The organism is Comamonas aquatica (assembly GCF_018064205.1).
GTDB classification, from domain to species: Bacteria; Pseudomonadota; Gammaproteobacteria; order Burkholderiales; family Burkholderiaceae_C; genus Comamonas; species Comamonas aquatica.
Map to the genome: position 1 here is coordinate 3,472,550 of NZ_CP072916.1, position 19,708 is coordinate 3,492,257.

16 protein-coding genes and 1 pseudogene are annotated in these 19,708 nt (G+C 66.6%); 10 read left to right on the forward strand and 7 right to left on the reverse strand.

All coding sequences use genetic code 11. The features are described 5' to 3' along the window. Window positions 1-48: 48 nt before the first annotated feature. From KAQ61_RS16300 to rsmA, 3 genes are read left to right on the forward strand one after another with little or no spacing between them, the layout of a single operon-like run. Complete coding sequence (locus tag KAQ61_RS16300; RefSeq protein ID WP_420839340.1) at window positions 49-2,487, forward strand: LPS-assembly protein LptD; 2,439 nt, start codon at window positions 49-51, stop codon at window positions 2,485-2,487. A 12-nt stretch (window positions 2,488-2,499) separates the two neighbouring features. Next, window positions 2,500-3,900 (forward strand): peptidylprolyl isomerase, encoded by a 1,401-nt coding sequence (locus KAQ61_RS16305; RefSeq protein WP_420839341.1) that lies wholly within the window; start codon window positions 2,500-2,502, stop codon window positions 3,898-3,900. Between the two features lie 12 nt (window positions 3,901-3,912). Further along, window positions 3,913-4,686, forward strand: coding sequence for a 16S rRNA (adenine(1518)-N(6)/adenine(1519)-N(6))-dimethyltransferase RsmA (gene rsmA, locus KAQ61_RS16310; RefSeq protein ID WP_210929834.1), 774 nt, complete (start codon window positions 3,913-3,915; stop codon window positions 4,684-4,686). A gap of 85 nt (window positions 4,687-4,771) precedes the next feature. On the opposite strand, the gene KAQ61_RS16315 is transcribed toward rsmA, so the two are convergent. The 3 genes from KAQ61_RS16315 to KAQ61_RS16325 form a co-directional block, all read right to left on the reverse strand. Next, window positions 4,772-5,197, reverse strand: coding sequence for a barstar family protein (locus KAQ61_RS16315; RefSeq protein WP_043378484.1), 426 nt, complete (start codon window positions 5,195-5,197; stop codon window positions 4,772-4,774). A gap of 128 nt (window positions 5,198-5,325) precedes the next feature. After that, window positions 5,326-5,724 carry a guanyl-specific ribonuclease gene (locus KAQ61_RS16320; RefSeq protein WP_045265826.1) on the reverse strand — a complete coding sequence of 133 codons (399 nt, stop codon included), beginning with the start codon at window positions 5,722-5,724 and terminating at the stop codon, window positions 5,326-5,328. Between the two features lie 131 nt (window positions 5,725-5,855). Next, entirely contained in the window at window positions 5,856-8,165 is a 2,310-nt protein-coding gene (locus KAQ61_RS16325) for an NADP-dependent malic enzyme (protein WP_210929835.1), read from the reverse strand. A 270-nt stretch (window positions 8,166-8,435) separates the two neighbouring features. Between KAQ61_RS16325 and KAQ61_RS16330 the strand changes: the two genes are divergently transcribed. Then, entirely contained in the window at window positions 8,436-9,437 is a 1,002-nt protein-coding gene (locus KAQ61_RS16330; protein WP_210929836.1) for a Bug family tripartite tricarboxylate transporter substrate binding protein, read from the forward strand. Between the two features lie 237 nt (window positions 9,438-9,674). Here the strand turns inward: KAQ61_RS16330 and KAQ61_RS16335 are convergent, their stop codons facing one another. Both KAQ61_RS16335 and KAQ61_RS16340 read right to left on the reverse strand, forming a co-directional pair. Continuing rightward, on the reverse strand, window positions 9,675-9,962 hold the full coding sequence (locus KAQ61_RS16335; protein ID WP_210931968.1) for a DUF2061 domain-containing protein: 288 nt from the start codon (window positions 9,960-9,962) through the stop codon (window positions 9,675-9,677). Continuing rightward, a pseudogene (locus KAQ61_RS16340) lies at window positions 9,963-10,163 on the reverse strand (DUF2061 domain-containing protein); the annotation flags it as partial. It abuts the gene before it with no gap. Window positions 10,164-10,435: 272 nt separating this feature from the next. Between KAQ61_RS16340 and KAQ61_RS16345 the strand changes: the two are divergent. The 6 genes from KAQ61_RS16345 to KAQ61_RS16370 all read left to right on the forward strand — a co-directional run bounded on the left by KAQ61_RS16345 (window position 10,436) and on the right by KAQ61_RS16370 (window position 17,490). After that, a complete protein-coding gene (locus tag KAQ61_RS16345; RefSeq protein ID WP_276514471.1) occupies window positions 10,436-14,134 on the forward strand; it encodes a PAS domain S-box protein in 3,699 nt (1,232 codons plus the stop codon). After that, window positions 14,109-15,146: an HD domain-containing phosphohydrolase gene (locus tag KAQ61_RS16350; RefSeq protein ID WP_210929838.1), complete on the forward strand. Its 1,038-nt coding sequence runs from the start codon at window positions 14,109-14,111 to the stop codon at window positions 15,144-15,146. Before KAQ61_RS16345 ends, KAQ61_RS16350 begins: the two co-directional genes overlap by 26 nt. A gap of 11 nt (window positions 15,147-15,157) precedes the next feature. Continuing rightward, window positions 15,158-15,688, forward strand: a complete 531-nt coding sequence (locus tag KAQ61_RS16355) for a GNAT family N-acetyltransferase (protein WP_183302666.1) — start codon at window positions 15,158-15,160, stop codon at window positions 15,686-15,688. Between the two features lie 60 nt (window positions 15,689-15,748). Next, complete coding sequence (locus KAQ61_RS16360) at window positions 15,749-16,270, forward strand: NUDIX hydrolase (RefSeq protein ID WP_043378465.1); 522 nt, start codon at window positions 15,749-15,751, stop codon at window positions 16,268-16,270. 136 nt (window positions 16,271-16,406) lie between these two features. Next, entirely contained in the window at window positions 16,407-16,988 is a 582-nt protein-coding gene (locus tag KAQ61_RS16365) for a DJ-1/PfpI family protein (RefSeq protein WP_210929839.1), read from the forward strand. A 148-nt stretch (window positions 16,989-17,136) separates the two neighbouring features. Continuing rightward, a complete protein-coding gene (locus KAQ61_RS16370) occupies window positions 17,137-17,490 on the forward strand; it encodes a ribbon-helix-helix domain-containing protein (RefSeq protein ID WP_210929840.1) in 354 nt (117 codons plus the stop codon). Between the two features lie 46 nt (window positions 17,491-17,536). Here KAQ61_RS16370 and KAQ61_RS16375 read toward each other — a convergent pair whose 3' ends face one another. After that, a complete protein-coding gene (locus KAQ61_RS16375) occupies window positions 17,537-18,526 on the reverse strand; it encodes a nuclease-related domain-containing protein (RefSeq protein WP_210929841.1) in 990 nt (329 codons plus the stop codon). A gap of 89 nt (window positions 18,527-18,615) precedes the next feature. Continuing rightward, window positions 18,616-19,572: a thioredoxin gene (gene trxA / locus KAQ61_RS16380; protein WP_210929842.1), complete on the reverse strand. Its 957-nt coding sequence runs from the start codon at window positions 19,570-19,572 to the stop codon at window positions 18,616-18,618. Between the last annotated feature and the right edge of the window lie 136 nt (window positions 19,573-19,708).

The window sequence follows — 19,708 nt, forward strand, 5'->3', positions numbered from 1 at the left end:
GATGACCTCTGGGCTTGCCCTCCATCCCCGCACCGACTACATGCGCCTGTGAGCTCCCACGCCCCCGCCTTGACATCGCAGCCCTTGCCCCACCGTCTGCGCCCGCTGGCCGCGTCCCTGGCGCTGGTCTGGGCTGCCACGACCCCCTGGACCGCCCACGCGCAAGGCCAGACCGGGCACAGCCTGTGGCACAGTGCCCTGCCCGCCCCGCAACTCAAGCCCAGCGCCCAGCTGCAGGAAGCCGTGGACCCCATGCTGCGCGGTCAGCTGCCCTCGTACATCCGGGCCGAACAGATTTCTGGTCAGGCGGACATCAACGCCGTGCTGGAAGGCGGTGCCGAGCTGCGCCGCGCCGACACTGTGATCCGCGCCGACCGCGTGGAATACACCCTGGCCGACGACACCGTGCATGCCCAGGGCAACGTCCATATCAACCGCGCCGGCAACGTCTACCAGGGCACGGCACTGAAAATGCAGGTCGATGCTTTCCAGGGCGATTTCAACAACGCCACCTACCAGTTCCTGGCCACCCAGGGCCATGGTGACGCCGACCGGGTGCAGTTCCTCGACCGGGACCACTCCGTGGTCTACCGGGCCACCTACACCACCTGCCTGCGCGATGACAGCGCCAGCTGGACCCCCGACTGGATGATCCGCGCCGACCGCATCGAGCTGGACCATGTGGAAGACGTGGGGGTCGCCTATGGGGGAGCACTGGAGTTTAAGGGCGTGCCCATCCTACCCGTGCCCGCCATCAGCTTCCCGCTGTCCGACAAGCGCAAGTCGGGGCTGCTGCCACCGACCATCGGCATCGACAGCAAAAGCGGGGTGGAGTACAGCCAGCCTTACTACTGGAACATCGCCCCCAACCGTGATGCCACCATCACGCCCATGCTGATGAGCAAACGCGGCGTGAGCCTGGGGACACAGTTCCGTTACCTGGAGCCTGGCTACAACGGCGGGCTCGATCTGCAGTACATGCCCGATGACAAGCTGCGCGACCGCGCGCGCTGGGCCTATGGCTTCAAGCACCAGGGCAGCCTGAACGCCCCCCTCGGCGATCTGGGACTGAAGCTGAACCTGAACCGCGTCAGCGACGACAACTACTGGCGCGATTTTTCCAGCCTGAGCGGCAGCCGCAGCAGCTACCAGCAACGGCTGATCGGCAGCGATGCCGCGCTGTCGTGGACAACCGGTCGCCACGAGCTGTCTTTGTCAGCCAAGCGCTGGCAGGTGCTGCAGGACGTGGATGCGCCGATTGCCCCGCCCTTCAACCGCATGCCCCAGTTGCGCTGGAACTACAACACCAACGATTGGGCCGCTCAGGGCTGGGACGTCACCCTGATGGCCGAGACCACGCGATTCGAAGCCGACACCTGGGACCAGCGCAACAACCCCGACAACGGCCAGCGCAGCTACAGCCTGACCTCGCTCAGCCGGCCCTTCCTGCTGCCAGGTGGCTTCATCACCCCGAAAGTCCAGCTGCATGCGGCCAACTACCAGTTCGACGACTTTTCGGCCTCGCGCCCCAACAACAAATCCCTGGCCATCCCCACGTTCAGCCTGGACAGCGGCCTGGTCTTCGAACGGGACACCCTCGCGCTGGGCCAGAACTATGTCCAGACGCTGGAGCCCCGGGCGTTCTACACCTACACACCCTACCGCGACCAAAGCATGCTGCCGCTGTACGACACGGCACTGGCGGACTTCAACTTTGGCTCCATCTACAGTGAGAACAGCTACACCGGGCGTGATCGGATTGCCGACAACCACATGGTGACGCTGGGCCTGACCACCCGTTACCTGAACCCGACCGATGGTGCCGAAGTCGCCCGCTTCGGGGTGGCCCAGCGGCTGCGATTTGCCGACCAGCGCGTCGGCCTGGGCTATGACACGCTGGGCCAGAAGGGCTGGTCCGACATCCTGGTCGGTGCGGGCGTCAACTGGAACACCAAGTGGAGCACCGATGCCCTGGTGCAATACAACCGCGACACCCAGCGCACCGCGCGCTCGGCCATCAGTGGCCGCTACACCCCGGGGCCCTACAAGACCCTGAGCGCCGCCTACCGCTACCAGCGCGAAAACAGCTTACAGGTCGCCAACCAGGGCAGCGAGCAGATCGACTTCGGCTGGCAATGGCCACTAAGCGGCGGCCGCCAGGACACTTTCGGCGCACCCGCCAGTGGCGGGCGCTGGTACAGCGTCGGCCGCCTCAACTACAGCATGTACGATAAGAAGCTGGTCGATGCCATCGTCGGCTTTGAGTACGACAGCTGCTGCTGGATCGGCCGCGTGGTGGTCGAGCGCATGCAAAATAGCCGCAGCGACTCCAACACCCGCCTGCTGTTCCAGCTGGAGTTTGTCGGTTTCTCGCGCCTGAGCCTGGGCGCCGACCCCCTGCGCAGCCTCCAAGAGAATGTCCCTGGCTATCGCCCGTTGCGCGACCGCTCCGGTCCGGTCCCCAGCCGTTTCAGCAATTACGACTAACCTGTTTCCCCCATGCGTCACCTGATTTCTATGCCACGCCATTTCGCCCTTGGGCTTGTCTGTGCGGCCGCTGTGTCCGCGGGGGTGGTCCATGCACAAGTCATGCGCCAGCCTGGTGCCCAGGACCTGTCCCGCGCCCTGTCCAGCTCCATCCAGCCTGCTCCCCGCGCGCCCGAGGCAGCCGGGCTGCGCTCGGCCGACTACATCGTGGCCATCGTCAATTCGGAGCCTGTGACCAACAACGAGGTCCGCGCCCGCATGCGCCGGGTCCTGCAAGCCATGCAGGCCCAGGGTGCCCGCCAGACCCCGGACCAGGACGAACTCGCCCGTGAGGTGCTCGAGCGCCTGATTGTGGAGAAGGCCCAGATCCAGACGGCCAAGGAAACCGGTATCAAGGTCGACGACTACGCCGTGGACCAGGCCATCCAGAACCTGGCCCGCCAAAATGGCATGAGTGCCGACGCCATGCGCCGCGAAATGGCCGGCCAGGGTGTGACCGAGAAGATGTTCCGCGACGAGATTCGCAACCAGATGCTGATGCAGCGCCTGCAGGAACGCGAAGTGGATGGCCGCGTGCGCGTGTCCGAGCAGGACATCGACCGCTATATGGCCGAGCAACGCAGCCAGGGCGGCCAGACCGACATGGCCAACAGCACCATCAACCTGGGGCACATCCTGATCACCGTGCCCGAGCGCGCCAGCCCGGCCGAAGTGGCACAACGCCAGGCCCTGGCCGAACAGGCCCTGCAGGCCGCCCGCAGCGAACCCGACTTTGCCACCGTGGCGCGCCGTTTCTCCGAGGGCGGACAGGCCATCCTGGGGATGCGCCCGGCCAACCGCTACCCCAGCCTGTTCATCGAGGCCGTGGGCACCACGCCCGTGGGCGGTGTCGTCGGCCCGATCCGCTCGGCCGCAGGCTTCCACATCCTGAAAGTCGTGGACAAGAGCGCGAATGGCGTGGCTGCCGTGGTGACACAAAACCATGCACGCCACATCCTGCTGCGCACTTCGCCACAATTGGGCGAACGTGAAGCCGCCCAGCAACTGCTGGAGCTGCGCCAGCGCTTGGACCGTGGCGCCCGCTTCGAGGACCTGGCCCGCCAATACTCCGAAGACGGCAGCGCGGCCAGTGGTGGTGACCTGGGCTGGGCAGGCCCTGGCCGCTATGTGCCAGAGTTTGAACAAGCCCTGAACGCCCTGCAGCCCGGACAGGTCAGCCAACCGGTGGTGTCACGCTTTGGCGTGCACCTGATCCAACTGGTGGAGCGTCGCCAAGCCACATTGACCCCACGCGAGCAGCGCGAAATGCTGCGCGACGTGGTGCGCGAACAAAAGCTCGAGAAAGCGCAGGCCACCTGGCTGCAGGAGTTGCGCGGCCAGGCCTATGTGGAATACCGCGAGCCACCGCAATAAATTTTTCTCTGCGTGAAACACATTCCCCGTAAACGCTTCGGTCAGAACTTCCTGACCGACCACGGCATCATCGACTCCATCGTGGCCGCGATCGATCCCAAGCCCGGCCAGCCCCTGGTCGAGATTGGGCCCGGCCTGATGGCGCTGACCCAGCCCCTGGTGGAGCGCACTGGCCAGCTGACCGTGATCGAGCTGGACCGTGACCTTGCCGCACGCCTGCGCAGCAAGCCACAGCTGCGCGTGATCGAGTCCGACGTGCTCAAGGTGGATTTCACCGCCCTGGCAGCCGAACTGGGCGCGCCCAAGCTGCGCATCGCCGGCAACCTGCCCTACAACATTTCCTCGCCCATCCTGTTCCACCTGCTCGAGCATGTGGACGTGGTGCAGGACCAGCACTTCATGCTGCAAAAGGAAGTGATCGACCGCATGGTGGCCGACGCCGGTTCCTCGGACTACGGCCGCCTGTCCGTGATGCTGCAGTGGCGTTACGCCATGGAGAACGTGCTGTTCGTGCCCCCCGAGAGCTTTGATCCGCCACCCAAGGTCAACAGCGCCGTGGTGCGCATGGTGCCCAGGGCCCAACCTGCGGCACTGAACCCGCAGCTGCTGGAAGAGCTGGTGCGTGTGGCCTTCAGCCAGCGCCGCAAGATCCTGCGCAACACGCTGGGCAAATGGCTGGAGGACCAAGGCTTTGCCGGGAGCTTCGACCTGCAGCGCCGCGCCGAAGAAGTGCCCGTGGCCGAGTACGAGGCGCTGGCCGCACAACTCTCTCAAAAAGAGAGCTGACAACGCATACGCCACCTGCCTCCAAGGCCGATGCGAGGCATAAAAAAAGCGCCCTTACGGGGCGCTTTTTTGTGGGCATCACGCCTCAAAGGAAGGAGTAGAAGCAGCGGAAGGCAATCTTGCGCTCGGCCCAGTAATCCGCCGCATCGCGGAAGCAGTCCAGAAACTGCTCGCGCACCTCCTTGTCAAACTTGTGCGCGATTGGCAGCTGGTCCAGCACCACCACAAACCCAGGCTGGGGGCCGGCCTTGTGCAGCGGATCGGTCAGGCAGTCGTACAAGGCGTCAAAGTTCTTGCCAAAGTGGGCGGGAAAGTGGAATTGCACCGCAATCAGGTCCAGGGCGTCCTGCTTGGTCTGTGCATGGGCCAGGTTGGCGTAGAGGAAATGCTGACCGGTGGCCTGGGCGGCCTGCTGCAGGTCACTGATGCGGAACGCACGGATGGACTGCACGATGTTGCTGCGCACACCACGCAAGAGGTTTTGAGGTTCGGGACAAAACGAAGTGTCCATCTCCGGAGTTCTTTCTATCGATCGTAGCTGCCCACACAAAGCTGGGGCAGAAGGTGTGATGGAGAGCGCGCTAACCCACAAGTTCCCCAACGCGGGATGGCTGCGATTCCAGTCCAAGTCAAGTGCGCTCATGGCGTGATCTTCCGAAAACTGTTGTAGTGGTCGCTGGTGTAGTAGCAGGCTTCGGGCTGGTTCGGAGGCACGCCACCGCAAACGATGCGCCGCGCGCCGCGGTCGCGGGCCCAGGGTGTCTTGACGGTGTATTCCCGGTAATACCCCCGGGGGTAGGCCGGCAGCAGGCGCTCCCGATTGCCAAACACCGAGCCATCCTTGTCGTAGGGAAAAGGGCCGCCCTGGAAAATCAAGCGATAGGTGGTGCGCGCTTGCGAAGGCAGCTCTGCCAGAGCCACCGACTCCACGGGCAATGGCCCCCTGGCCTGCGCCAGTGGCATCCCCCCGGCCAGCGCCAGACCCACCGCCATGGCCCCAACGGCCCGCAACACGCGCCGGATGGTCGCATCCCGCATTACGCAACACCTTTCAGAAGTCCTGGCTCCGCCCAGAAAATCGACCGCAAGTGTGACCCAGCCCCCTGCAAATTGCAAGAAAAAAGGGCCGATTGCCACCAGCAATCAGCCCTTTCTTGATGCAGACCGGCTCAGCGTGCGGCGTTCGCGTCCGCAACGGTCAGCGCCGTCATGTTCACGATGCGGCGCACCGTGGTGCTGGGGGTCAGCACATGCACGGGCTGGTTGGCACCCAGCAGCACCGGACCGATGGCGATACCACCGCCGGCCGCCTGCTTGAGCAGGTTGTAGGAGATGTTGGCGGCATCGATGTTGGGCAGCACCAACAGGTTGGCGGAACCCGTCAACGAGCTGTTGGGCATGAGCTTGGCGCGCGCCTCTCCGTCCAGCGCCACATCGCCGTGCATCTCGCCGTCCACTTCCAACCAGGGCGCCTGCACGCGCAGCAGCTCCAGGGTCTGGCGCATCTTGATGGCACTGGGCTGGTTGCTGGAGCCGAAGTTGGAGTGGCTCAGCAGCGCCACCTTGGGCTTGATGCCGAAGCGCATCATTTCCTCGGCGGCCATCACGGTGATCTCCGCCAGTTGCTCGGCCGAGGGGTCGTAGTTGACGTGCGTGTCGACCAGGAACACCTGGCGCTCGGGCAGCATCAGGCCGTTCATGCAGGCGTAGGTGGTGGCACCGGCCTTCTTGCCGATCACCTGGTCGATGTAGTGCAGGTGGATGGCAGTGTTGTTCCAGGTGCCGCAGATCAGGCCATCGACCTCACCCTTGTGCAGCAGCATGGAGCCGATCAGCGTCAGGCGGCGGCGCATTTCGATCTTGGCGATCGGGGCGGTGATGCCCTTGCGCTCGGTCATGCGGTGGTAGGTCTGCCAGAAATCGCGGTAGCGCTCGTCGTGCTCGACATTCACCACGTCATAGTCGCGCCCTTCCTCCATGCGCAGGCCGAACTTCTCGATGCGCTGGGCAATGATGGCCGGGCGGCCGATCAGCGTGGGGCGGGCGATGCGCTCATCGACCACGATCTGGGCCGCACGCAGCACGCGCTCCTCTTCGCCTTCCGAGTAGGCCACGCGCTTCTTGGCGGCCTTCTTGGCGGCGGTGAAGATGGGCTTCATCACGGTGCCGGAGGCATAGACGAAGGTCTTGAGGTGCTCGCGGTAGGCATCCATGTCCTGGATCGGCCGCTGGGCCACGCCGCACTCGGCCGCAGCCTTGGCCACGGCCGGTGCCACGACCAGCATCAGGCGCGGATCGAAAGGCTTGGGAATCAGGTACTCGGCACCGAAGCTCAGGCTCTGCCCGACATAGGCAGCCGCCACTTCTTCCGACTGCTCGGCCTCGGCCAGGGTGGCAATCGCGTGCACGGCCGCGATTTCCATCTCGGTGGTGATGGTGGTGGCGCCGCAATCCAGGGCCCCACGGAAGATGTAGGGGAAGCACAGGACGTTGTTGACCTGGTTGGGATAGTCCGTGCGGCCGGTGGCGATGATGGCATCGTCGCGCACGGCCTTGACGTCTTCCGGCAGGATTTCGGGGTTGGGGTTGGCCAGGGCGAAGATGATGGGCCTGGCCGCCATCTTGGCGACCATGTCCTTCTTCAGCACGTTGCCGGCGGACAGGCCCAGGAAGGCGTCCGCGCCTGCGATCACTTCAGACAGGGTGCGCAGGTCGGTCTTTTGCGCAAACAGCGCCTTGTCTTCGTCCATCAGCTCGGTACGGCCTTCGTAGACCACACCGGCGATGTCGGTGACGAACACGTTCTCGCGCTTCAGGCCGACTTCCAGCAGCAGGTTCAGGCAGGCCAGGGCGGCCGCACCGGCGCCCGAGGCCACCAGCTTGATCTCGCCGATGTTCTTGCCCGCGACCTTCAGCGCATTGACCATGGCCGCCGCCACGGTGATGGCCGTGCCGTGCTGGTCATCGTGGAAGACGGGGATGTTCATGCGCTTGCGCAGCTCGCGCTCCACGAAGAAGCACTCGGGCGCCTTAATGTCTTCGAGGTTGATGGCGCCGAAGGTGGGCTCCAGCGCGGCGATCACGTCGACCAGCTTCTGCGGGTCTTTCTCGTTGATCTCGATGTCGAACACATCCACGCCGGCGAACTTCTTGAACAGCACGCCCTTGCCTTCCATCACCGGCTTGGACGCCAGCGCGCCGATGTCGCCCAGGCCCAGCACCGCCGTGCCGTTGGAGATCACCGCCACCAGGTTGCCGCGGCTGGTGTACTTGAACGCGGCCGCAGGGTCCTTGACGATCTCTTCACAGGGCGCCGCCACACCGGGCGAATAGGCCAGCGCCAGGTCGTGCTGGTTGGCCATGGGCTTGGTGGCCGCGATGGCGACCTTGCCGGGCTTGGGGAACTGGTGGTACTCAAGGGCGGACTGGCGCAGCAGCGCGCGCTTGTCGGGCAGGGCGGGGGTGGTGTTCTCGGACATGTCGTCTCGTCTCCCAGGACGCTGATAAATTGATTGCACTCCGGCGGCTGGCCGTGTTCAATCTTTGGAATTGAGCGATCCATTGTAGGTGGTTGCTATCAAAACCACGGCTTATCCAGTAATGGGGTCGGGTCAAACACCTGTAACCGGAACATGCCCAATCCAGCAGCCCCGCATGCGCGCAAACAGACGGCCTGACCGGCCGCCACGGCGCGTTTTGCCGATATGCTGGCCACCATTAACAACACTAACCACGAATTAGGAGAACTAATGCCTCACTTGGCTCACTCTTTGGCGGGCGGCTGGCGCGCAGCCCTGGGCGCGGTGGCACTGGCGGCCACCGCCTGGACGGGCGCTGCCTACGCGGCCGATGCCTACCCCAGCAAACCGATCACGCTGGTGATCCCGTTCTCGCCCGGTGGCTCGACCGACATCCTGGGCCGCCTGCTGGCGCAGAAGCTGAGCGAGAGCCTGAACACCTCGGTGGTGGTGGAGAACAAGCCCGGCGCCAACGGCACGATCGGCGTGGACCGCGTGGCCAAGTCCGCCCCCGATGGCTACACCATCGTGCTGGGCGATGTGGGCGGCATGTCCATGGCCCCCGGCCTGTACCCCAAGCTGCCTTACAACCCGCTCAAGGACCTGGCACCCATCAGCCTGGTGGGCCGCAGCCCGCTGGTGCTGACGGTGGGTAACAACAGCCCGCTGAAGTCGCTGGCCGACCTGACCGGCACGGCCAAGGCCAACCCCGGCAAGCTGAACTACCCCTCGTCCGGCACGGGCGGCCCCAACCACCTGGGCGGCGCGCTGTACGCCATCCAGGCGCAGGTCAACGTGACGCACGTGCCCTACAAGGGCAGCGCCCCGTCCGTGGTGTCGCTGGTGGCGGGGGAAACCGATTTCGGTTTCCTGACGGCCGTGACCATCAACTCGCAACTCAAGGCCGGCAATGTGCGCGCCCTGGCCGTGGCGCACAACACGCGCCTGCCCGCCATGCCCGAGGTGCCCACCATGGATGAAGCCGGCCTCAAGGGCTTCACCGCCGACGCCTGGTTCATGGCCGCCGTGCCGGCCGGCACCCCCCAGCCCATCATCGACCGCCTGTACCGCGAGATCGCCAAGATCCTGCCCCAGGAGGATGTGAAGACCAAGCTGGACGCCGTGGGCGTGCTGCCCTCGGGCCTGTCGCCCAAGGAGTCGGTGGTGTTCCTGAACAGCGAAATCAACAAGTGGCGCGAAGTGATCAAGACCGCCAAGATCACGCTGGACTGAGCCTGCGCCACCCGCGCGCCCATCCACTCTGCACGCCCTGGTGTGCAGGTTTTTTTATGAGCAGCTTGCGCTCAATCTGAAAGGATTTGCGGTAGTTTTGTATCGCAAAGTTTGATTCATCAAGCGCTGTGCGCTTCCTTTTTTAGCCGTGGCAAGGTGCCAGGCTGGCCAGCCGCTGTACCAGCCATTGGGCAAACCGGGTCCATGTTGAGATGGGCATCGTGGGCTCCCGGGGGTTCAAGCGCTGTGCTGCAGCACGCTGCGGTGGCCGCAGACCGGCAACTGGGGGCCGACCGCCGCCGCAGCGCACGACCCTGCCGCGGCCTGGCGGCGCTGCGCCTGGCGCTCCCACAGCGTCTCGTGCAGATAGAAGAACAGCATCTGCACCGTGGGCTCCAGCAGGCTCAGCGTCAGGGCCGCCACCCAATCGCCCGTGACCGCATAGGCCACGCCCGCCGCCACCACCAGGTGCACCCCGTAGTAGCTGACCGTCTTCAGCAGGGTGCGGTAGCGCGCGATCGGCACCCGGGCCCAGGCCTTGTCGTGCAGGAAGTAGGCCACCACCTGGACCGAGGGCTCCAGCAGGCTCAGCGTCAGGGCCGCCAGCCAGTTGCCGGTGACCGCATAGGCCACGGCGGCGGCCACCACGATGTGCACGCCGTAGTAGCTACCCGCCTTCAACAAGGCGGTGGCGTGCTTGCGCAGCAGGTGGTGCAGGGGGGACATGGCGGCTCCTCGGTCAGATCAATGCAGAAATGATAGTTGTTATCAATTACGTATTGAATTCGATAGTTTCAATGCCAGCCATACACCGTCCCTATGCCACACCCCGCAGGCTGTGGGCAGGACGCCGCCCTAAAGCGTGACGGCTTGTGCGTCAATTCCATCCTCTTGCCCAAAGCGGGCAAGATGTGCGCTTTACGCTCTCACCGTGCGCAACCATGTGGATACGCCTTCTGCCTGACCCAGATCTCTACGTACCCATGCAATGGGCCTGGATGAACCCTTGGCTGGTTGCCATTTCAGTTGGAGTGGCTATTTGCAGCGCCGTCATGGCCCTGCACATGTCCGCACTGACGCGCAGTGCCAGCCAGCGCTTCACACGCGTGCTGGCACGGACATCGGGGGCTTGTTCTCTGGGCGGTGGCATTTGGAGCATGCACTTTATTGGCATGCTGGCGTTTGCACCTTGTGCCAATGGCATTTTTTCGCCCTTGTACAGCGCCCTGTCGGTCACGCCCAGCCTGCTGGGGGCCTGCTGGGTGATGCACGAGTTGCAGCGCCCCGCCACCCGTGGCCTGCGCCTGTTGGGCGGTGGCAGCCTGTTTGCAATTGGCGTCGCTGCCATGCACTTCGGCGGCATGACCGCTTCGGACACCGCCAGCTACACCTACTACGCCCGGCAAGGCTTGGTGTTGGCCGTCGTCGTCGGAGTCGGCCTGGCCACCCTGGCGCTGGCAGTCCATCAGCGGCTGCTGCAATCTGGCGCCCGTGTCCTCTACGTCACCCTGCTCAGTGGCAGCTTGCTAGGCCTGTCGGCGGCAGGCATGCACTACGCCGCCATGGGCGCCATCTACCTGCCCGCCGGACTGGAGGTGGCCCCCGACCCCACGGCCCCCAATTACTGGCCGGTGGCCATCGTCACAGCCGCGGTTTGTCTGGCCCTGGGCCTGCTGGTGCTGGGGGTCAACCTGGGTGTGCGCAGAAACCAGCTGTTTGCCCAAATCCTCCGCAGCGAAGCGCGCCTGCGCGCCGTGGTCGACACCGCGGTGGACGGCATCATCATGATCGAGGGCGATGGCCGCATCTGCGCCTTCAACCCGGCGGCCGAGCGCCTGCTGGGCTGGTCCGCCGCAGAAGTCCTGGGCCGCAACGTCAGCATGCTGATGCCGCCAACCGACCAGCAGGCGCACGACGGCTACCTGCAGCGCCACCTGCGCACCGGGGCCACCAGCATCATCGGCTCCGGGCGCGAGGTCCATGCCCTGCACAAGGAGGGCGAGCAGGTCGCCGTGCGCCTGGCCGTGGGCCGCGTGCTGACCGAGGGACCGCCCCTGTTTGTCGGCTTTCTGACCGACATCCGCCAGCGCCGCGCCATGGAGGCCTCGCTGCGCCACAGCGAGGAACAGCACCGCACCCTGATCAGCAACATCCCCGGCGTCACCTTCCGCCGTGCGGGCGGTGGCATCTGGCAGCCGCTGTTCTTGAGCAAGCCCGTGGAGACGCTCACCGGCTGGCCCGCCGAGGCCCTGCTGTCGCAGCCCCAGCGCATGGAGGCGCTGGTGCTGTCCCAGGACATCCCCGGGCTGACCGAGGCCGTGTACAGCGCCATCGATGCCGGCGTGGCCTACAGCCACGAGTACCGGCTGCGCCACCGCGATGGCAGCGTGCGCTGGGTGCGCGAAAGCGGGCGCGGCGTGTACGACGACGACGGACAGCTGCGCTGGATCGACGGCGTGCTCATCGACCACACCGAGACCAAGGCGCGCAACGCCGAATTCGAAGGCACGGTGACCGCCATCAACCGCGCGGTGGCGGTCGTTGAATACAGCCTGGACGGCCACGTGCTGCACGCCAACCAGAACTTCCTCGACATGTTCGGCTACACCCTGGACGAGGTGCAGGGCGAGCACTACCACCTGTTCTGCCTGGACACCCCGCAGTGCCACGCCGAGACCGCCCTGATGTGGCAACAGCTGCAGCGCGGGGACTTTGCCAGCCTCGAATGCCAGGCGCGCGTCAAGCACGGCGAGCTGCTGTGGGTGCAGACCACCTTCAGCCCCATCCTGGACGCCGGCGGCAAGACCTTGCGCATCACCCAGCTGCTGACCGACATCACCGCCAGCCGCACCCTGTCCGACGCCTTGCTGCAGGCCAAGGAAAAGGCCGAGGCCGCCGCCGCCGCGCGCAGCACCTTCCTGGCCAACATGAGCCACGAGATCCGCACGCCGATGAACGCCATCATCGGCTTCTCCGAGACCCTGCTGGACACCCCGCTGGGCGCCACCCAGCAGCGTTACGTGGAGACCGTCTACCGCTCGGCGCGCTCCATGCTGCGCCTGCTCAACGACATCCTGGACACCGCCAAGCTGGACAAGGGCGCGGTGCAGCTGGAAGAAGAGGACTTCGTGGTGGCCGACGTCTGCCACCTGGTGGTCGGCACCCTGCGCATCCAGGCGGAAAAGAAGGGGCTGCACCTGCTGCTGGACATCCAGCCGCAGGTGCCGGCCTACCTGCGCGGCGATGCGCTGCGCATCCAGCAGGTGCTGACCAACCTGATGGGCAATGCCGTGAAGTTCACCGAACGCGGCCACGTGCTGCTGGAGGTCGGCTACCACCAGGGCATGCTGCAGCTGCGCGTGCAAGACACGGGCATCGGCATCGCCCAGGAAAAGCTGTCGCACATCTTCGACCCGTTTGCGCAGGCCGATGCGTCCACCACCCGCCGTTACGGCGGCACAGGCCTGGGGACCACCATCTCGCGCCAGCTGACCCAGCTGATGGGCGGCCAGATCAGCGTGCGCAGCCAGCTGGGCGCCGGCACGGAATTCCTCGTGCAACTGCCGCTGCCGGCCGGACAAGCGCCGGAGCGCCGCCTCCCCGCAGCCCACAGCGCCACGCTGCCCGCCCTGCGCATCCTGGCGGTCGACGACGTGCCGCAGAACCTGGAGCTGCTGCAGGTCGTGATGCAGCGCTACGGCCACAACGTGGCCCTGGCCCATGACGGGCACGAAGCCGTGTACCTGCGCCAGACCCAGGATTTCGACCTGATCCTGATGGACCTGCAGATGCCCCACATGGACGGCCTGGAGGCCGCACGCAGCATCCGCCACTGGGAGGCCACACACGGCCAGCGCCACATACCCATCATCGCCCTGTCGGCCAGCGTGCTGGCCCAGGACCGGCAGAACTCCGACGCGGCCGGCATGGACGGCTTTGCCACCAAGCCGCTGGAGTTGCCCAAGCTGATGGCCGAGATGGCGCGCGTGCTGTCCGAACACCCCCCCGCCACACCTGCCGGCGCAGCCCTGCAGGCGGCTGCCTCCGTGACCGCCTCGGCCTACCCGCTGGACGGCAGCGTGGCCGACTGGGACGCGGGGCTGGCGCTCTGGGGCGGGGTCGAGCCCCTGCGCGCCGCCTGGACCCGCTTTCTGGGCGAGCAACAAGGCCGCACCCAGGAGCTGCGCCAGCTGGTGCAACTGGGCGACTGGGAGGCCATCCGCAGCACCGTGCACCGCATGCGCGGCGCCGCCGGCAACCTGGGTCTGCAGCCCCTGCAGGCCCTGCTGGCCCAGATGGAGCACGATGCCCAGCACCAGGACCGCGCCGCGCTGGAGCCCCAGCTGCCGCAACTGGCCACGGCCCTGGCCCAGGTAGAGGCCTTGCTGCGCGCCAGCGCACCGGCCGCCACGCCCGCCGCATCGCCACGGACTGCTGCCACACTGTCTTCCGCGCAGCAATCCCAGGCCCTGACCGCGCTGCGCGCGCTGGGCGAGGCCCTGCAGCAGGGCGAAATCGCCAGCCCGGCCCTGCAGACCCTGCAGCAGTTGCTGCCCGCGCCGGAACTGGCGGCCCTGCTGGAGGCCCTGGATCTGTTTGAATTTGAACGGGCGCTGGAATGCGTGCGTACCCTGTCCACCCGCCTGGAAACCTGTGTCGATGACGAACCCCATGCCCACCTCGCCCCCCAGCCATGACGACCGCCGGCCCCGCCTGCTGCTGGTCGACGATGAACCCACCAACCTGCACGTGCTGCGGCAGATCCTGGGCGATGACTACCGCCTGCAATTTGCCACCGACGGCACGCGGGCGCTGCAGCTGGCGCAGGACCAGCCGCCGGACCTGATCCTGCTGGACATCATGATGCCGCGGCTCAACGGCTACGACGTCTGCCGCCAGCTCAAGGCCCGGCCCGAGACCCGTGGCACCCCAGTGATCTTCGTCTCGGCCCTGTCCGAAATGGGCGACGAGGCCGAGGGCTTCGAGGCCGGCGGCGTGGACTACATCGTCAAGCCCGTGCGGGCGCCCGTGGTGCGGGCCCGCATCCGCACCCACCTGTCCCTGGTGCGTGCCGAGGCGCTGCGCCAGTCGCGGCTGCAGATCGTGCAGTGCCTGGGCCGCGCGGCCGAGTACAAGGACAACGAGACCGGCATGCACGTGCTGCGCATGAGCCACTTTGCCCAGGCCCTGGCCCTGGCCATCGGCTGCAGCCCGGAATGGGCCGACGAGCTGCTGCACGCGGCCCCCATGCACGACGTGGGCAAGATCGGTGTGCCCGATGCGGTGCTGCTCAAGCCCGGGCCGCTGAACGACAGCGAATGGCAGATCATGCGCCAGCACCCGGCGATTGGCGCCGAGATCATCGGTGCGCACGAGGACGGCGTCCTGCAGCTGGCACGCACCATCGCCCTGGCCCACCACGAGAAGTGGGACGGCAGCGGTTACCCGCTGGGCCTGCGCGGCACGGCCATTCCGCTGGCCGCACGCATGGTGGCGATCGCCGATGTGTTCGATGCCCTGACCTCGGTCCGCCCCTACAAGCGCGCCTGGTCGGTGGACGAGGCCCTGGCACACATCGCGGACCAGTCGGGCCGGCATTTCGACCCCGACCTGGTCCCCGTCTTCCTGGGCTTGCGCCACGAACTGGAAGCCATACGCCAGCGCTGGCGAGACGAGGTGCCCGAACCCGCTATCGAGGACTGTCTCTGATAATCGCCCCCATGACCGCGCCCACCCTGCCTGCCTCCTGGACGCTGCGCCCGTTGGGCGCGCACGACATCGACAGCCTGCTGCACGTGCAGACAGTCTGCTACGGCGACAGCTTCCTGGAAAGCCAGGCGGTGTTCGCACGCCGGCTGGCCTGCCCCCACCAGTGCTCCATCGGTGTGGTGCGCCCGGGCCAGACCGCGCTGCTGGCCTACCTGGCGGCCTACTGGTCCAACCCCGGCAAGATCACGCCGCTCGATGGCGACTTCAGCGCCCCCGCACCCGGCCCCCATGTGCTGTACCTGCACGACATGTCGGTCCTGCCAGAGCTGAGCGGCCAGGGCGTGGCCCGCCACCTGGTGCAGCACCTGTTTGCCGCGGCGCGCCAGCGCGGCGTGCAGCAGGCGGCCCTGGTGTCGGTCCAGGGCTCACAGACGTACTGGGAACGTCAAGGTTTTTCTGTAAAACCCGTGCTGGATGCACAACAGTCCATGCACCTCGAAACCTACGGTCCGGGCGCCACGTACATGACGGCAGCGCTCTGATTTCTGACAGATGCGGATTTAGCTGACAGGCCAGCCCGACGGGCTCGCGATAATGCCCGCATGCCTAACCGATGGAAACCCAATGTCACGGTCTCGGCCGTGATCGAGCGTGACCAGCGCTTCTTGCTGGTGGAAGAAAACACGGCCGACGGTCTGCGCCTGAACACCCCCGCCGGTCACCTGGACCCCGCCGAGACCCCGCTGCAGGCCTGCACGCGCGAGGTGCTGGAAGAGACCGCCTACAGCTTTGAACCCACGGCCCTGGTCGGCATCTACATGAACCGCTTCATCCGCACCCGCACCGGTTCGGACATCACCTACATGCGCTTTGCCTTCACCGGCGAGCTGGGCCAGCACCACGCCCACCGCGTGCTGGACCAGGGCATCGTGCGCACCGTGTGGCTGTCGCTGGAGGAGCTGCAGGCCACGGCCCACCTGCACCGCAGCCCCGTGGTGCTGCAGTCCGTGCGCGACTACCTGGCGGGCCAGCGCTTCGACGCCCGCCTGATCCAGGCCGACCCCAGCATCTACTCGGTGCCCCAGCCCACCGAACACACCCAGGACCTGCTGGCCCGCCTGTAGGCCGGTGCGGCCCGGTCCGCGGTGGCGCACCCCGGGAGATGGGGGCGCCGTGCTCCGCTGTAGTAACCCATTAATACCCCCGACCTGCCCGTGACTTCCACAATGAATGGCCACCACAACCATTCCAGGAGACACCATGGCAGCCAAGAAAATTCTGATGATCTGCGGCGACTACTGCGAGGACTATGAAACCATGGTCCCCTTCCAGACGCTGCTGGCCGTGGGCCACACCGTGCACGCGGTCTGCCCCGGCAAGAAGGCCGGCGACCACATCAAGACCGCCATCCACGACTTCGAAGGGGCGCAGACCTACAGCGAGAAGCCGGGCCACAAGTTCACGCTGAACGCCAGCTTTGCCGACCTGCAGGTCGCCCAGTACGACGCCCTGGTCATCCCCGGCGGTCGTGGCCCCGAATACCTGCGCAACGACCCCGCCGTCTGTGCGGCCGTGCGCCATTTCTTCGACACCCACAAGCCCGTGGCGGCGGTCTGCCATGGCGCCCAGCTGCTGGCCGGCGCCGGCGTGCTGCGGGGGCGCACCTGCTCGGCCTATCCGGCCTGCCGCGCCGAGGTCGAACTGGCCGGCGGCACCTACGCCGACATTCCCGTGGACCAGGCCCACACCGAGGGCAACCTGGTCAGCGCCCCGGCCTGGCCCGCCCACCCGGCCTGGCTGGCACAGTTCCTGGCGCTGCTGGGCACCCGCATCAGCCACTGAGCCCAGGCAAACGTTCTGCGTGAAAAATGCGTGCAAGGCGCTGCTGGCCTGCGCCAGCAGCTTCTCTTTTTGCGGCGGCAAACCCGCATTGACGCGGACCGCCCGCGCGCCCACCATGGCGGCCTGACCGTCCTCCGGGAGTCCCACCATGTGCCAAGTCTTCATCAGCGCGGACCCGCAGCTCTACGCCCACCGCGCGCGCTCGCTGCGCCTGCACGGTGTGGCCACCAGCATCCGCCTGGAAAACCTGTTCTGGCAGGTGCTGGAGGAGATCGCCAGCCGCGACGGCTACACCGTGCCGCAGCTGTGCACCAAGCTCTACGACGAGCTGCTGGCCGAGCGCGGCGCCATCGACAACTTCGCCTCCTTCCTGCGCGTGTGCTGCACGCGCTATCTGGCGCTGCAGCTGTCGGGCGAAATTCCGCAGGACCGCAGCATCCCCGTGCGCAGCCTGGGCCCCAGCGCGCAGGCCTCGGTGCCTGCCGCGGCACTGTGCCATTGAGGGTCTTTTAAGCCTCTATCCCATATCCAGCAAGCGCTTGGCGCTCTCATTCCTCCAGCGGCAAGACCTGCGCCGTGCGCGGCAGCATGTGGCGGCACTCGGGAAAGCGCTGGCAGCGCCAGAAGTGCAGCCAGGCCCCGTCGTCGCGCGACACGCTGCGGGCCACCAGGGGCGCCGCACAGCGCGGGCAGGGTTCGGTGGCCTGCGGTGTTGTGGGCACAGGCTCCGGGTGCAGCACCGGCTCCGTCCGCCCGGGGATGGCGGCCTCCACCGCGTCCGCCAGCGGGCGTGGTGGCCGCGGGGCCACCGCAGGCGCCGTTGCCGTTGCCGTTGCCGTTGCAGGCACGGTCGCCAAAACGCGAGTGGAAGCGGGCGACGCCCCCTCGGCCCGGGCGTGGCGCTGGCGCAGGTGGGCCACATGGGCACGGTGCGTAGCGCGGGTCGGCGCCAGGCGCTGCGCGTCCAACTGCTGCAGGATGCGCTGCACCGCCTCGGGCGCCAGCAGCTGGGCGTTGAAGCTGCGCACATAGGGCACGACCGCCGCGCCCTGCACCACTTGGGCCGGCATGGCGGTCTTGAACTGGGCCGTGCCCGTCAGCACCACCACCGAATGCAGGTGGGCCAGCGGCACGCCCAGCAGCGTCTCCAGGGCCTTGAGGTGGCGCCAGTTCTGGCGCAGCGGGTTTTGGAAGCGCACGCGATGGCGGTAGAAGGTTTGCGTCCACTCCTGCTGCCGCTCCGCACCAAAGATCCAGCCCTGCAGGTGCTTGGTCTCCAGCACAAACACGCCGTGCACCGAGACCACCACATGGTCGATCTGCGTGGTGCTGCCATCGGGCAGCCGCAGCGTCAGGTCGTGCAGCGCGTGGTAGTGCTGCGGGTCCAGCCCCTGCGCCAGCCAGCGGCGCACCAGGCGCTCGCCCAACCAGCCCTTGAAGCGGGCGGAGCGCAGCACGCCGGACAGCAGCGCCAGGCCCACGGCCAGCAGCAGCCAAAGCCCCATCACGCCGTGAAGTTGTTGCCACATCGCCGCCATGCCCGCCTCCTGCTGTTGTTGCGGCGCCCAGCATAACGGGCACAAAAAAGGAGCCACAAGGGCTCCTCGACCAACGGGCGCCGGGGCGCTCAGTTCAGCGCCATGCTCAGCTTGCGGCGGTAGCTGTTGACCAGGGCCGTGGCCGCGTCCTGCTCGCCCGCGCCCTTGCCCAGCAGCTCGATGCCGCCAGCGCTCTTGCCGGGCACAGCGTCCTGCTTCTTGGGCTTGGGCGGGGTCAGCAGTTCCAGGATGCCGACCAGCAGCTTGCGCGCCGCCTGGCCATTCCACTCCTTGTCGCGCATCACGATCTCCAGCAGCTCGTCCATGGCGGCCGTCCACTGGCCTTCGGCCGCCAGCACCTGGGCCTTGGCAAAGCGGGTGTCGAAATCGCGCTTGTTCTGGGCGATGGCCGCATCGAACTGCTCCAGCGGCCAGTTGCCGCGGTCGTCCTGCTGCACGAACTGCATGCACTGCAGCCACTGGTGCAGCGCCTCGAAGCGCAGCGCCTGGGGAATGCGCTTGAGCGGCTCGACCAGCAGGCCGGCCGCTTCCTCGTAGCCCCCGGTGGCGATCAGCAGGCGCACATAGTCAAAGCGTGCATCGTCGTTGGCGGGATCGGCCGCCAGGGCCTCGGCCAGCTTCTGCAGCGCGGCCTGGGTGTCGCCGGACTCCAGCATCTGCTGGGCTTCGTCCACTTCGGCCTCGGCCTGCAGTTCACCGGCGCTGGGCAGGTGCTTGTCCAGGAATTCGCGCACCTGGCCTTCGGTCTGGGCGCCCATGAAGCCGTCCACGGGACGGCCACCGACCATCAGCACGCAGGTGGGCACGCTGCGGATGCCGAACATGCCGGCGATCTGCTGGTTGGCATCCACATCCACCTTGGCCAGCGTGAAGCGGCCGGCGTACTCGGTCTCCAGCTTCTCCAGCGTCGGCACCAGGGTCTTGCAGGGGCCGCACCAGGTGGCCCAGAAGTCCACCAGCACCGGGGTAGTCATGGAGGCGGTGACCACCTCGGCTTCAAAATTCTCAATGGTGACGTCAATCATGTTGGCAACCCTGTGGCGGAGCGCGCCCAGCGCCCTCCGTGTTAGCGCACCCATGGCGCGGACCCGTCGATTCTCCAGCAAATCACGGCCCCGCCATCCCTGGGTGCAGATGCCTTCAGACGTGGGGGAAGGCGGC